Source organism: Paraburkholderia sp. GW821-FHT02A12, assembly GCF_059422005.1.
Window position 1 is genome coordinate 1120347 of sequence record NZ_JBWKWA010000002.1, and the last position, 12485, is coordinate 1132831.

The 12485-nt window shown below is 60.9% G+C and carries 11 protein-coding genes and 1 pseudogene; 6 read left to right on the forward strand and 6 right to left on the reverse strand.

Annotation, left to right across the window (positions count from 1 at the left end):
* Positions 1-24: 24 nt before the first annotated feature.
* Positions 25-1362 (reverse strand): MFS transporter, encoded by a 1338-nt coding sequence (locus AC07WT_RS26410; RefSeq protein WP_494949198.1) that lies wholly within the window; start codon positions 1360-1362, stop codon positions 25-27.
* A gap of 123 nt (positions 1363-1485) precedes the next feature.
* On the opposite strand from AC07WT_RS26410, the gene AC07WT_RS26415 reads away from it, so the two are divergent.
* The 4 genes and pseudogenes from AC07WT_RS26415 to AC07WT_RS26430 all read left to right on the forward strand — a co-directional run.
* Positions 1486-2832 (forward strand): FAD-dependent oxidoreductase, encoded by a 1347-nt coding sequence (locus AC07WT_RS26415; protein ID WP_494949199.1) that lies wholly within the window; start codon positions 1486-1488, stop codon positions 2830-2832.
* A gap of 10 nt (positions 2833-2842) precedes the next feature.
* Complete coding sequence (gene ilvD / locus AC07WT_RS26420) at positions 2843-4522, forward strand: dihydroxy-acid dehydratase (RefSeq protein ID WP_492596211.1); 1680 nt, start codon at positions 2843-2845, stop codon at positions 4520-4522.
* 45 nt (positions 4523-4567) lie between these two features.
* Positions 4568-5245 carry a GntR family transcriptional regulator gene (locus AC07WT_RS26425; protein WP_494949200.1) on the forward strand — a complete coding sequence of 226 codons (678 nt, stop codon included), beginning with the start codon at positions 4568-4570 and terminating at the stop codon, positions 5243-5245.
* A gap of 79 nt (positions 5246-5324) precedes the next feature.
* Positions 5325-5414: pseudogene (locus AC07WT_RS26430) on the forward strand (porin); the annotation flags it as partial.
* 118 nt (positions 5415-5532) lie between these two features.
* Here the strand turns inward: AC07WT_RS26430 and AC07WT_RS26435 are convergent.
* From AC07WT_RS26435 to AC07WT_RS26455, 5 genes are all read right to left on the reverse strand, one after another.
* Positions 5533-6852 carry an amidase gene (locus AC07WT_RS26435; RefSeq protein WP_494949201.1) on the reverse strand — a complete coding sequence of 440 codons (1320 nt, stop codon included), beginning with the start codon at positions 6850-6852 and terminating at the stop codon, positions 5533-5535.
* 18 nt (positions 6853-6870) lie between these two features.
* Positions 6871-7851, reverse strand: coding sequence for an ABC transporter substrate-binding protein (locus AC07WT_RS26440; protein ID WP_492596214.1), 981 nt, complete (start codon positions 7849-7851; stop codon positions 6871-6873).
* 35 nt (positions 7852-7886) lie between these two features.
* Complete coding sequence (locus AC07WT_RS26445; protein ID WP_492596225.1) at positions 7887-8732, reverse strand: ABC transporter permease; 846 nt, start codon at positions 8730-8732, stop codon at positions 7887-7889.
* Positions 8732-9505, reverse strand: a complete 774-nt coding sequence (locus AC07WT_RS26450; RefSeq protein WP_492596215.1) for an ABC transporter ATP-binding protein — start codon at positions 9503-9505, stop codon at positions 8732-8734. Before AC07WT_RS26450 ends, AC07WT_RS26445 begins: the two co-directional genes overlap by 1 nt.
* Before the next feature lie 521 nt (positions 9506-10026).
* Positions 10027-10935: a LysR family transcriptional regulator gene (locus tag AC07WT_RS26455; RefSeq protein WP_494949202.1), complete on the reverse strand. Its 909-nt coding sequence runs from the start codon at positions 10933-10935 to the stop codon at positions 10027-10029.
* A gap of 100 nt (positions 10936-11035) precedes the next feature.
* Here AC07WT_RS26455 and AC07WT_RS26460 point away from each other — a divergent pair, with 100 nt between their 5' ends.
* The gene (locus tag AC07WT_RS26460) at positions 11036-11908 is read left to right on the forward strand and encodes a pirin family protein (RefSeq protein ID WP_492596217.1); all 873 of its coding nucleotides are present in this window, start codon (positions 11036-11038) and stop codon (positions 11906-11908) included.
* 10 nt (positions 11909-11918) lie between these two features.
* Entirely contained in the window at positions 11919-12452 is a 534-nt protein-coding gene (locus AC07WT_RS26465; protein WP_494949203.1) for a DoxX family protein, read from the forward strand.
* The last annotated feature ends 33 nt before the right edge of the window (positions 12453-12485 follow it).

Sequence of the window (12485 nt, forward strand, 5' to 3'; positions counted from 1 at the left end):
TCGCGTGATCCCGACTTCTCCCGCTTATGATCCCAGCGTCGCGGATTGCGCGCTGCGCCGGCTCACTGCACGCGGCTCTGTCCTGATCCGGCTGGCCGCGATGACGCCCGCAGCCACGCAGATCGCGATGAAGTACCACCCGTTCGTGTAGTCCTTCCTGCCGAGTGCGTCGACCGTCACCAGCGCGGCGAAGATCTTGGCCGAAAATGCCGCAACGAAATACCCGGCGCCGTTCACGAATCCCATCGCCTTGCCGTACACCTCCGGCGAAAAAATCTCGGCGGGCAAAGCGAGGAACGGCCCCCACGCCATGTTGCCGAAGAAGCCCATACCGCACAGCGCGACGGCGAGCAGCATCTGGTTGGCGTGCTGGAGCGAGCCGAGCAGGACCACGAACGGCGCAAGCCCGATGAAGCAGACGAGGATCATGATCTTGCGGTTGCCGCGGAACACCTTATCGGACATATACGACGAAATGAAGCTTCCGAGCGCGCCCGCGACGAAGTAAAGCCCGCTCCACCATCCCATTGTCTGCAGCTTGAATCCGAAGGTATCCGAAAGATAGAGCGGAATCCACGTGAGGGCGCCGTATAACGTGATCTGCATGACGATGTCGACGAACACCACTGCGACATAGGTGCGATTCCTGAACAGATCGAAAAAGCTGATCGCACTGCCTTTGAGGATGGTCTGCTGTGCGGTGTCGTACTGGCCCTTCGTCAGCGTGCCGGCGGCGATTTCATCACGGTACGCGTATTCCAGATCGTCTTCGGTGACGTGCCGGTACTGCTCCGGGCGATCGAACACCATCAGCAGGATCATCGCCAACGGAATCACACCGAGCGCGCCGGTGACGAAGAACACCACGCGCCAGCTATGCGCGTGCGCGGCGAACTGTGTCGCCAGCACGCTTGCCCAGGCCGGCGTGAGAATCCACGCCCAAGCCAGCACCGTCTGCGCACGTGCCCGTCCTTCTTTGTTGAACCAGCGCATCAGTATGCGTGCCGACGGGACATATTCGGTGCCGACCAGTACGCCGAACAACGCCATCCGCCAGAGATATTCCTCGCGCGTCTGGATGAGGCCCATATACATGGTCATCACGGACCAGGCCACAACCGAGAAGATCAACACCCGTTTAGCGCCGAAGCGATCGGTCAACAGACCTGAAATGTATTGCGACGGCCCATAGAACAGCAGCATTAGGAAGGCGCCGGTGCCGATGTCGGCGGTGCTCAGTCCTATGTCGTGTGCGATGGCTGGATTGAGCACGCTGCTTTTGACCCGATCCAGGTACTGGATGCTGTACGCGGCGAACAGCACGATCGCGATAACCCAGCGATAAGGGATTTCCTTCCTCATTCCTTGTCTCCTCCAACTGTATGAATAAAAACGATATCTTGCTTGTATATTAGTTGAATGTTGACAGGATACTGTTTGAATATGTACAGTGTCAACCACACTGCAAGGCCATCTGGAGGGCTCGTGGATCACAACAAGGAGGCAGGGGCGGTCGACGCCCGGCCGGTGGAGACAATCGAAGCAGACGTGTTCGTCGCAGGCGGCGGCGCGGCCGGACTGGCTGCCGCGGTCACGGCGGCGCGTCAGGGATGCCGCGTCGTGCTTGCCGAGCGCTACGGCTTTTGCGGCGGCGGCGCCGTCGCGGGTCTGTCCGGCACCGTGTGCGGCCTGTACGAAGCGACTGAAGGAAACGGTCGGCCGGTGCAGGTGGTGCATGGTTTCGTCGACGAATTCATCCGCATGATGCGGGCAAAAAACGGTCTCGGCGCGCCACTCAAGTACGGCAAAACCTGGACTCTCGTGCATGACCCGCTGGTGTGGCGCGAAGTTGGCGATGCACTGTTGCGTGAAGCGGGCGTCACGGTGATTTACCACGCGACCGTCACTGACGTCCTGCTTGAGGGGACAGCGGTTAGAGGCGCGCAGCTCTATACGAAGCAGGGCAAGGTGCGCGTGTTCGCCCCAGTCACTATCGATGCAAGCGGTGACGCCGATCTCGTCGCCATGGCGGGCTGGCGGACCACCATCGGCGACGACGGCCACGTGCAGAATCCGACGATGATCTTCCGGCTCGGCGGCGTCGACGTTGCGCGCTTTCTGGCGGCCTACGGGCAAGACACGATCATGCCGACCGATGTCAGCGCGAAGATTACCGAGGCCAACGGCAACGGATACCGCTTGCCGCGCGGCAAGATCTGGATGTTCCCGACTACGCGCCCGGGCGAGTTGCTCTGCAACTGCACGCGTGTGACCGGGGCGGACGGCAGGGAACTCAATCCGGTTCTGCATCGCGACTTCACCGATGCCGAATTCGAAGGGCGCGCGCAGGTCCGCGAATACGCGCGCTTCTTTCGCGATTTCCTGACCGGCTGCGATGCAAGCTGGGTCAACGACACCGGCGTCCAGGTGGGCGTACGTCAAACGCGCCAGGTGGCCGGCGCGAGGACGCTGCGCAATGCCGACATTCTGGTGGGCGCCAAATTTGCCGATGGCATTGCGCGCTCCCCATGGCCGATCGAGCTGCATTCGGGTAGCCGCCCGCGGGTCGAATGGCTGCTGAACGACTACTACGAAGTGCCGTTCGGCTGTTTCGTGCCGGAGAACGGCGACAACCTGCTGGTCGCGGGACGCTGCCTGTCGGCCGAACACGAAGCGGTGGCTTCAGCGCGCGTGACGGCGCAATGCTTCTCATACGGACACGCAATCGGCCATGCCGCGGCACTCGCGGTCAACGAACATCTCGACGTGCGGCGCATCGCGGGCGAAGACGTCCGCCTGTTGCTCAACCGCGACGGCGCACAACTCAACTGAAGGACACAAGATGGAAGATCGCAAGCTTCGCAGCAATTTCACTCCGGGCACCACGCGTTGGGCTGTGCGGCGCGCGCAATGGCTCGCTATGGGTTTGTCGGAAGAAGACTTCGATAAACCGAAGATCGCCGTCGTCAACTCGTCGAGCAAACTGTCAGTGTGTTATCAGCATCTGGATGGCGTTTCGCAGGTCGTGCAGGATGCGATTCGTGCGGCAGGCGGCGTGCCGCTGGAAATCCGCACGGTGGCGCCGTCCGACTTCGTGACGAGTGCGGGCAAGCAGGGCCGCTATCTGATGCCGACGCGCGATCTGCTCGTCAACGATGTCGAGGTTCAGGTCGAAGGCGCTGAACTCGATGCGATGGTTCTGCTCGCGTCATGCGACAAAACCACGCCGGCGCAATTGATGGCCGCGGGCCGGCTGAACGTACCCAGTCTGATCCTGACCTGCGGTTTCCAGCTCGGCTCGCAATGCGGCGACCATCATGTCGATATCGAAGAGGTCTACAAATCAGTCGGTGCGTTCAAGGCAAAGAAGATCACGCTCGAAAACCTCACCGAGATGACCTGTCACGCGATCAAGGGGCCAGGCGTGTGCGCCGGACTCGCGACCGCGAATTCGATGCACTGCATGGCCGAAGCGCTCGGCATGGCGTTGCCAGGCAACGCGCCGATCCGCGCGGGCAGCGACGAACTGAATGCCTATGCCGCGCGTGCCGGCGAGGCGATCATGAATCTTGTCGCGCAGGATCTACGGCCGCGCCAGATCATGACCGCGGCTGCGTTCCGTAACGCCGTGCGTACGGCGGTGGCGATCGGTGCGTCGGTCAATGTCATGCGGCATCTGCTGGCAACGGCCATCGAATCCGAATGCGACGTCGACATCATCAAGGAGTTCGAGGAAGCTGCATCGCTCGTCGGACAGATCACCAAAGTGCGTCCCAACGGTCCGGACCGGATTGAAGATTTCGCGGCGGCAGGCGGATGCGCCGGCGCGATGCAGCAGTTGCAGAGCGTGCTCGATACCAGCGTGCTGACGGTCAGCGGCCGCACGCTTGCAGCCAATCTGGCGGAGCGTCCCGCACCCGACGAGACCGTCATCGCCCCGCTGTCGCGGCCGTTCCGTGCGGAACCCGGGCTCATTATCGTGCGCGGCAATCTCGCGCCGGATGGCGCGGTCGTCAAGCTTTCCGCCGTGCCCGCGAGTGTGCGCCGCTTCATCGGCCCGGCGGCCGTGTTCGAGGACGAGAACGACGCAATCGGTGCGATCGAAAGGAGTAAAATCGCAGCCGGTTCAGTGGTCGTGCTGCGCATGCTGGGACCGAAAGGCGGCCCCGGCACCGTGTTCGCGGCGAGCTTCATGGCAGCGCTCGTCGGTGCCGGTCTGGGCGAAACGGTTGCGGTGGTGACCGACGGCGAACTGTCTGGGCTGAACAGCGGAATCACGATCGGGCAGGTCATGCCGGAAGCAGCCGAAGGCGGTCCGCTTGCAGTGGTGCGGGACGGCGATACGATCGCGATCGATCTGAATCACAAGACGATTTCACTGGAACTGTCGCCGGAGGAATTGCAGGCACGGCTCGAGGCGTTGCCGCCGTTGGCGCCGACGTCGGAAAAGGGCTGGCTGGCGATGTATCGGCAACTGGTGCAGCCGCTCTCGAAAGGAGCGGTTCTCGGCGAGCGCGGGTAAAGCCTGGCGCGAGCCGGGTCAACGAAAGGAAAGAGAGATTTGACAATGAACGGTCCTGTTCCGTTACCTTCGCCCGATGATGTGGATGAGCAGAGCCTCGCCGACCAGGCCTACGTCCGCATCGAGGAAGGCATTGCCACGATGCAGTTAAAGCCCGGGCAGATCGTGTCGGAGAACGGCTTGTCAAAACTCCTGGGCCTCGGTCGCACGCCGGTGCGCGAGGCCCTGCAGCAGCTTGCGCGCGAAGGGCTCGTCGTCATCATGCCGAAGCTCGGCATCATCGTTGCGGAAATCGATGTTCGCAAGCAGTTGCGGCTGCTGGAAGTGCGGCGTGAAGTCGAACGTCTTCTGGCCGGCGCTGCGGCAAAAAACGCCGACGCGGTCCATCGCGCCCAATTTGCGGCGCTGGCCGAGCAGATGGAAGCCGCCGGACGCGACAACAACGGCGATCAGTTCCTGTCGCTCGACCGGACTTTCAATCGCCTGCTGCTGGAGGCCGCGGACAATGAATATGCGACGTCAGCCATGAAGTTGATGCAAGGGTTATCGCGTCGCTTCTGGTACGCGCATTACGAGAAATTCGCCAATCTTCCGGAGGCGGCGCGCCTGCATGCGAGCATCGCGTCGGCGATTTCGACAGGCGATCGTGACGCCGCACGCGACGCGCTCGACCGGCTGATCGATAACGTCGAAACCTTCACCCGCGCGACCCTGGAATCCTGACACGGCCCGCGGCGGCTGATCGTGCAGGCAGGTTGCCGTCACGATTTGCCGCGTGCCGTGACGACGCTGCGCAGTCTAATCCGACGTTTATGCTGCGTATCTCAACGACAAATACACGCACATTTCGACGGGCGATACATTCGGAGTCGGTATTCGATCAAAGTTCTGAGCCAGACGCGTGATCGAATGAGCTACGGCCCGCGCAGGACCTCGTAGGGGCGAGGCCTCTCGCAGGCTTTCAACGGGCGGGTGTCCGAACGACTTCAACTGGCGTTTGGACTACCCTTTCATCCGGTTACCGCATCGCTACGCAGCCGTACCGCTTCGGACCAACCTGTCCGGCGTTCCGCCCATCCCGCTAGCGCTAGCAATCCCTCGTCTTCGTGGGCTGCACCGACGAGTTGCGCTCCGAGCGGCAGACCGGCCGGTCCAAAACTCACCGGTACGGTAACGGCCGGCATGCCCAGAAACGTCCAGGCGGCACAAAACGAAGCGTCGCCCGTATGTTCAAGACCGCGGGGCGCCTCGCCGCTCGCCGGTGCCACGAGCAATGCGTCGAGCGATTCCGTTTGTTTGAGCCATGTCTGAAAGCGGTGCGCCATGGAAGTCTGCAATTCCTTGGCCTTCGCGTATTCCTGAGCGGGTATCTTGCGGCCGGTCGCCACGAGTGCTTGCATCTCAGGGCTCACGAGGTCCGGCGCGCGATCGACGAGATCGCCGTGAACAATCGCTGATTCCACGGCCATCAGTGTCAGGGCATGATCTGCCGCATTGAAGAGTTCGTCGGCAAGGCGAACCTCCACGATCTGTGCGCCGTCAAGGGACAGACGGGCGGCCAGCGAATCGAGCGCCGCTTGCTGCGCGGGATCAATCGCTCCGCCGACCTGTTTTGACAGTACGCCGATGCGGCGACCACGGGACATTCTCACCGACGGGCAAACGTATGCGTCATGCGGATCCGCATCGTCGGCGCCTCTCAGAACGTTGAAGACATGGGCTGCGTCTGCAACGCTGCGGGTGAACATGCCGAGGTGATCCAGTGAACCCGCGAGCTGTAATACGCCAGTCCGCGCAATCGCGCCGTAAGTCGCTTTAAACCCGACAGCGCCGCAGTATGCGGCGGGTCGAATCACCGACCCCTGCGTCTGTGTGCCCAGTGCAAGAGGAATGACGCCAGCGCCGACCGCGGCAGCCGATCCGCTCGAGGATCCTCCAGGCGTATGTTCCGCATTCCAGGGATTCATGGTCGGGCCGGTGCGGCGCCATGCAAACTCGGTCGTTACCGTCTTACCAATGATGGATGCGCCTGCTGCGCGCAGACGGGCGACGACCCACGCATCCCTTTCCGGCCGGCGGCCCTTGTACGCCGGGGAATTGAACTCCGTCGGCATGTCGGCGGTGTCGATAATGTCCTTCACGGCGACCGCCACGCCAGCCAGTGGTGCAATCGGCCCAGCGAGGTTGACGGGCGTCATGGCCGGCAAATAGCAGAACGCACGTAAGCGGGCTTGCGATTCGACGGCGGTGTTGAACGCGTCCGTGATGCATTGCTCGACGGTGCGCTTTCCTGAGCGAATGGTTTCGCGAATCTGGAGGACTGAATTCATATCACCCACGCTTCGATATTATTTCGCTGCGAGTGCAGGCTGGATAAAAGTGCGCACCACAAACGCGTCGTACTTCGGTTGCGTCTTGAGATTGCCCAACGCAATCTGCGTATCCATGGCAGCCGCGAGCGCCTTCGGCGTGATGTCGACGCTCTTCGGGTACACGTGTTCGGCCAGCATGCGCTTGACCGCCGCGTCGACAACAGATGCGTCGAGCGTAGGGAACTCCCGTCGCGCAATGCCGAGGGTACCGGCGGGATTCGTTTGCATGTAGACGAGCGCCTTCTGAAGACCCTTCACGAGTCGCGCTGCCTGATCTGGGTCGACATTCCGCTTGGCCGAAATGGTGGAAAAGGCATATTCGCCGTAAAGCTGCGGGAACCCGAGGACGACCTTCATCCCCTTCGCGACGGCCTGATCGAGGCCCGGTTCGTACATCACCGCGATCTTGGACTGCCCGGCGACCAGAGGGCCGATTTCAGAGCCGACGGGCACCTGGATAAGCTTGATGTCGTTCTGGGAAATGCCATTTTCCTTCAATAGCTTGAAGAACAGCGAGGTGCTGGTGGTGGGCATCTGTCCGGTCACGACGACCTGATTCTTCACGTCCGTGATGTTCGTGAACTTTACGTCCGGCGCCGTGGCGATCCATACGGCAGAGCCGTTCACCACATTCGCGATGATGTCGACGTCAGCGCCTTTTTCGGCCGCCACCGCGGTCCATTCCGGGCCATGCAGGGAAAACTGGGCACTGCCCGACAGCACCGCTGACAGCGCGGCGCTCGGACTGCCCGTCGTCAGCTTCGATACTTCGAGACCTTCTTCCTTGAAGAAACCGCCGTCGATGGCGACATAGAGGGGCAGGTAGAGCATCGACTGAAAGGCTTGTGACACCGTCACCTTCGCGTCGCTTGCAAGGGCCGGCGCCGACGTTGACATGGTTGCCAGGCCGAAAGTGAAAGCGGTGCTCAGCGCGGCGAGCATTCTGGTTGCGTTCATCGATTTGTTCCGGTGAGTGAATAGGAAAGGAGCGGCTAGACCTTGAGCGTCGAAGTATTCGATGCCTGGCGCCACGGCAGGAGTTTTCGCTCGACGAGGTCGATCAGGAAGTACAGAACGAAGCCGATTGCCATCAGGACGAACAGGCCGGCCCACACGGTGTTCAGGTCGTAGAGGCTGGAGGCAGTGAATATCATGTGACCCAGGCCCTTTTCCGATGAGATGAATTCGCCGACTACGGCGCCCACCAGCCCGAATCCGACATTGATGCGAAACGTCGAAATGACATAGGGCAGGGTGAATGGCACGACGACCTTGGCGAACACATCGTTTTTGTTTGCGCCGAGCGTCACGAGCAGGGCCTGCAGGTCCGGATCGGCGTCTTTCGCCGCCTCATACGCGGCGATCAGCGCGACGATCGCCGTGAGCGAGATAGCCAGCGCGACCTTCGATACGAGTCCTGTGCCGAACCACAGAATCACAATCGGCGCGAAGGCGATTTTGGGGACGCTGTTAATCGCCACGATAAACGGCTCGGTCAGGCGAGCGACGAAAGGGGAATACCAAAGCGCGAGACCGCAGACCGACCCGACCGCGGTGCCGAACACGAATCCTAGGATCGCCTCGAACAGCGTGTACCCGGTATCGACGAAAAGTTGACCGGATGTGCAGGCCCGCGCAAGCGCATCCAGGATCTTCGCAGGCGATCCGACCAGAAAGCTCGACACCCAGCCAAGCCGCGACGCCGCTTCCCAAATCGCGAAGAAAACAATCACGGACGCAAGTTGCAGCAGCGTGCGTCCCCAGCCGCTATCGAGCATCAGTTTGTACGACCGGATCTTCGAAACATCTCGCGTGGAATGATACGAAATGGATGGCATCACGACTTGACCTCCGTCTGGATATCGAGTTCGCCGCACAGCGCGTGGAAGTAACCCGAGAAATTGGGATCGCTGCGTGCCCCGATGGGCGAACGGGCCGCGATATCGATGTCATAGACCGTTTTCACCTGGGAAGGGCGGCCGCCCAATACAACAACACGCTTGGACAACGCAACCGCTTCGTCGATATCGTGCGTCACGAGGACGACGGTCTTGTTGAACGTATCGACTGCCTCCATCAGCACCCCCTCGAGATACAGCCGCGTCTGGTAGTCCAGCGCGGAGAAGGGTTCGTCGAGCAGGATGATGTCGGGGTCGTTGATAAGGGTTCGGATAAGGGCTACCCGCTGCCGCATGCCGCCCGATAGCATTCGCGGGTACGCGTTCTCGAAGCCGGCAAGGCCATATGTGTTGAGATATTCCATCGCCATGTCGTGCGCTTGCGCAGGCGGCATGTTCGAAAGCTCCGGGCCGATCAGCACGTTCTGCAGCACGGTGCGCCATGGCAGCAACAGGTCGCGCTGCATCATGTACCCAACCTTTCCCCGAAGCCCATCGACCCGCTGACCGCGATAGGTAATTTCACCAGAATCAGGTTGCAGCAAGCCGGCGATGACATTGAATACGGTCGTCTTCCCGCAGCCTGAGGGTCCAATAATGCTGATGAAGTCACGCTCATTGATGTCGAAAGAAAGACCGCCGAGCACTTCAACAGAACCAAGCTTGTTGGAGAACGATTTTCGAATGTTGCGTAGAGAGAGTTGTACCGACATGCAAGATCCTGTAAGTGCAGGCCCGCCCGGATTTGAAACAGTTCCGTACAGGGTGTACATAATTTGTATAACTAATCAAATGTAAAAAAACTACAACACAATGCCTTTGGCTAAGTTTCCGGGCAGGGTTGTCGGATCCTGCGCCGTGCGGCAGAGTTGTCAACTACTGAAAAACAGGTGATATGTCAGAAACAGGTCGTCACTATCGTCACGAAAAAATAGTCTGTCAACATAAATTCCGGGGGAAGTTTTCTTGTGCGCTGATCCAAAGCCTGACGTGGGTGCTAGCTTGGGATGGTGAGAATCCGACATTGACGACGCGAGGTGGCACGCCATACAGGCAACGCGAGGGGATTACGTTGCACGAGTGGCCAGAAGCGCCTTATCAATCTATTTGATCGGGCGATGGATTCCACCTGAATGTACAGGCTTGCGCAGGCCGTGATGGCGGCAACTTGTCGCGGATGACGCTTGCCGCTTGCCGCGCTGGCGCACTGTTGGCCGGTGCGGCTGCGCATCGCTCACGCAGGGCGATCCGCTTCGTTCAGCCGGAGCTGTTGCACGAACCACCGTGCGGCCGGTCCAGCCGGCGCATCCTTTCGATAGACCGCATACATCGCGATAGGCGGTGTGCGTGGCTGAAAACTTTCGATCCGCAGTTTCACGAGCGCACCGGATTCCAGATCGGCTTGCACCATCGCCTCCGGCATATGTCCCCACCCGAATCCAGCACGCAGGAAAGCGTGTTTGGCCCCGAGATCCGCCAGCCGCCAGACGAGCGGCGAGAACACGCCGAATGATTTGCCATCGGTCAGCGACGTGCGGTCAGTCAGCACCAGTTGAACGTGTTCGCTGAGTTCCCGTAGCCGGATCACGCGGCGGTGCGATGCAAGTGCGTGGGTGGGTGCGGTCACGGTGACCATCGGCACATCGAGCAGCTTCTCCGCGTCGAGCGCGTCGGGTATTGCGGGCATGGAACCGCTGATGCCAAGCCGGCAGACTTTATCCAGCACCGGCTGCAACACGGCGCCGAGCGCTTCCACGTAAAGCCGCAACGGTGTGTGAGGAAACACTTCACGAAACGCGCCGACCGCAGCAGTTAGCGACGCCATCGGGTACATCACATCCACCACAACCGAAAGTTCCGGCTCGAGCCCTTCGGCGATCGTGCGCGCCTTAGCCTTGAAGCCGTCCATGCTGTCGACCACCAGACGCGCTTGCGCGAGCAGCGCTGTGCCTTGCTCGGTCAGTTGCGGATAGCGGCCGGTGCGGTCGAACAATTGCACATCGATCTGGCCTTCGAGATTGGCGAGCGTCTGGCTCACCACCGACTGCGCGCGACGCAGCTTGCGCCCGGCGGCGGAAAAGCTGCCTTCGTCGGCGGCGGCGATGAAAGTGCGCAACTGATCCATGGATACGCCATCAAGCATCTATCTACTCCGGCGATGGATTAAATCGAAAAATACAGGCTACCACGATATAACGGGTGCGTCTAATCTTCGTCCATCGCATCGCTCAACGGAGATTCACATGACTCAGCAATCAACCCGCGAACGTCCGGAAACGGCCACCGGCATGCCCTTCGATGGGCAGCGCGGCCTCATTGCGCGCACCAGCGGCCGCCGGCACGGCCCGGTCACGCGGGTGGTCAGTCCGTCCGATATTGGTCAACTGATCAAGCCGTTCGTCTTCATCGATTACTTCGATTTCACGCCGGACGGCGCAGCATTGTTCCCGATGCATCCGCACTCGGGCATCGCCACGATCACTGTGCTGCTTTCCGGTGAGCTTCGCTATGAAGACACCACGGGCGCATCGGGTGTGCTGGCCGCCGGTGGCATCGAGTGGATGAGAGCAGGTAACGGCATCTGGCACGACGCGAGCCCCGCAGGCCGCGACCGTTTTCGCGGATATCAGATCTGGGTCGCGCTGCCGCGTGCGCTCGAAAATGGCGCGCCGCAAAGCGAATATTTGCCGCCGGAGGCCGTGTCGAAGCAGGGTCTCGCGCGGCTCGTGATTGGCGAATGGAATGGCGCGCGCAGTTCAGTTCCTGCGCCACCGGGGATGAACCTTCTGCATGTCCGTCTGCGTTCGGGAGAGCGCTGGCGTTATCAACCACCTGCGACACACGCCGTCGTCTGGACGCATGTCAACGAAGGCACGCTTGCGGTGGCCGGCGCTGAGCTGACTAACGAGCTGGCTGTGTTCGACGCCAGCGGTCACGCGCTCGACTTCGTTGCACGAGGTGACACCGACTTTGTCGTTGGTTCGGCGGTTCCGCATCCGCATGACCTCGCACTCGGCTACTACTCGGTGCACACGTCGGACGAAGCCCTTCAGAAAGGCGAGGCCGAGATCGCCCGCATTGGCGCGCAATTGCGCTCGGCAGGCCGCATCCGGTAGCGGGATGGGGATGTCCGTCTCTCAGCACGATCCGTTTTTTGCTGTCGTATCACGCGCTTTGCCGTTGCTCTATTTGATTCATCAATCTTCCATCACTTACTGGAGTTTTCTCATGATCTCGACCTCTAATCGTCTCGATTCCTTTCTGCCGTTCACCGGGCGCGTGCTGCTCGCGCTGATCTTTCTGGTTAGCGGATTCGGCAAGCTCGCGGCGCCTGGCGCAACGATCGGCTATATCGCATCGGTCGGCTTGCCGGCGCCGATTCTCGGGTACCTCGCTTCGCTCGCGCTTGAACTCGCCGGCGGCACGCTGCTCGTGATCGGATACCGGACGCGGCTGACGGCGGCCGCGCTCGCAGCGTTCTCGATCGTTTCCGCGCTGATCTTTCATCACGCGCTCGGCGACCAGAACCAGATGTTCCATTTTCTCAAGAATGTGGCAATGGCCGGTGGGCTGATTCAGGTCGTCGCGTATGGCGCAGGCGCATTTAGCATTGACGGCCGCAGCCGCAAGTCTGTCGCTCGCATGGCCGTGTCGCAGTAGTTTCAACGCCTTTGTTCCTTCATCTCTTCAACG

What these genes read in the sequence shown, in the direction of transcription:
- AC07WT_RS26440 (WP_492596214.1), bottom strand. Translation starts at nt 7,851, where the DNA reads ATGAACGCAACCAGAATGCTCGCCGCGCTGAGCACCGCTTTCACTTTC.
- AC07WT_RS26450 (WP_492596215.1), bottom strand. Translation starts at nt 9,505, where the DNA reads ATGTCGGTACAACTCTCTCTACGCAACATTCGAAAATCGTTCTCCAAC.
- AC07WT_RS26460 (WP_492596217.1), top strand. Translation starts at nt 11,036, where the DNA reads ATGACTCAGCAATCAACCCGCGAACGTCCGGAAACGGCCACCGGCATG.
- AC07WT_RS26425 (WP_494949200.1), top strand. Translation starts at nt 4,568, where the DNA reads ATGAACGGTCCTGTTCCGTTACCTTCGCCCGATGATGTGGATGAGCAG.
- AC07WT_RS26410 (WP_494949198.1), bottom strand. Translation starts at nt 1,362, where the DNA reads ATGAGGAAGGAAATCCCTTATCGCTGGGTTATCGCGATCGTGCTGTTC.
- AC07WT_RS26445 (WP_492596225.1), bottom strand. Translation starts at nt 8,732, where the DNA reads ATGCCATCCATTTCGTATCATTCCACGCGAGATGTTTCGAAGATCCGG.
- ilvD (WP_492596211.1), top strand. Translation starts at nt 2,843, where the DNA reads ATGGAAGATCGCAAGCTTCGCAGCAATTTCACTCCGGGCACCACGCGT.
- AC07WT_RS26455 (WP_494949202.1), bottom strand. Translation starts at nt 10,935, where the DNA reads ATGCTTGATGGCGTATCCATGGATCAGTTGCGCACTTTCATCGCCGCC.
- AC07WT_RS26465 (WP_494949203.1), top strand. Translation starts at nt 11,919, where the DNA reads ATGTCCGTCTCTCAGCACGATCCGTTTTTTGCTGTCGTATCACGCGCT.
- AC07WT_RS26435 (WP_494949201.1), bottom strand. Translation starts at nt 6,852, where the DNA reads ATGAATTCAGTCCTCCAGATTCGCGAAACCATTCGCTCAGGAAAGCGC.